The sequence below is a fragment of the Streptomyces sp. SD31 genome (genome assembly GCF_052068475.1).
GTDB lineage: Bacteria > Actinomycetota > Actinomycetes > Streptomycetales > Streptomycetaceae > Streptomyces.
Window position 1 is genome coordinate 1 of record NZ_JBQHCX010000058.1, and the last position, 725, is coordinate 725.

The following is a 725-nucleotide window of genomic DNA, read 5'->3' on the forward strand; positions in this document are numbered from 1 at the left end:
GCGGCAAGGGCGGCGTCCGTCGGGGACGGGCCCATGTCGATGCCCTCGGCGTCGATGTTCAGCTCACGGGCGAGACCGAACAGCTCGACCAGGGTCTTACCGGCGGAGGCCATGGCGTCACGCGGACGCATCGCCTGCTTGGTCTCGACATCGACGATCAGCTTGTCGAAGTCGGTGCGCTGCTCGACACGCGTGGCCTCGACCTTGTACGTGACCTTCAGCACCGGCGAGTAGATCGAGTCGACCGGGATACGACCGATCTCCTGGCCCACCTGCTTGTTCTGCACGGCGGAGACATAACCACGGCCACGCTCGACCGTCAGCTCCATCTCCAGCTTGCCCTTGCCGTTGAGCGTGGCCAGGACGAGATCGGGGTTGTGCACCTCGACACCGGCCGGCGGCGCGATGTCGGCGGCGGTGACCAGACCCGGACCCTGCTTACGCAGGTACATCACGACCGGCTCGTCGTGCTCCGAGGAGACGACCAGCTGCTTGATGTTGAGGATCAGGTCGGTGACGTCCTCCTTGACGCCCGGCACGGTGGTGAACTCGTGCAGGACACCGTCGATGCGGATGCTGGTGACAGCAGCGCCGGGGATCGACGACAGGAGGGTGCGGCGGAGGGAGTTACCGAGGGTGTAACCGAAGCCCGGCTCCAGCGGCTCGATCACGAACCGGGAGCGGAACTCGTCGACGACCTCTTCGGTCAACGAGGGACGCTGAGC

At 65.9% G+C, this 725-nt stretch carries 1 protein-coding gene; it reads right to left on the bottom strand.

Annotation, left to right across the window (positions count from 1 at the left end):
• A partial coding sequence (locus tag ACTMVF_RS42395; protein ID WP_441276431.1) for a DNA-directed RNA polymerase subunit alpha occupies window positions 1-725 on the bottom strand: 725 nt, incomplete at both ends.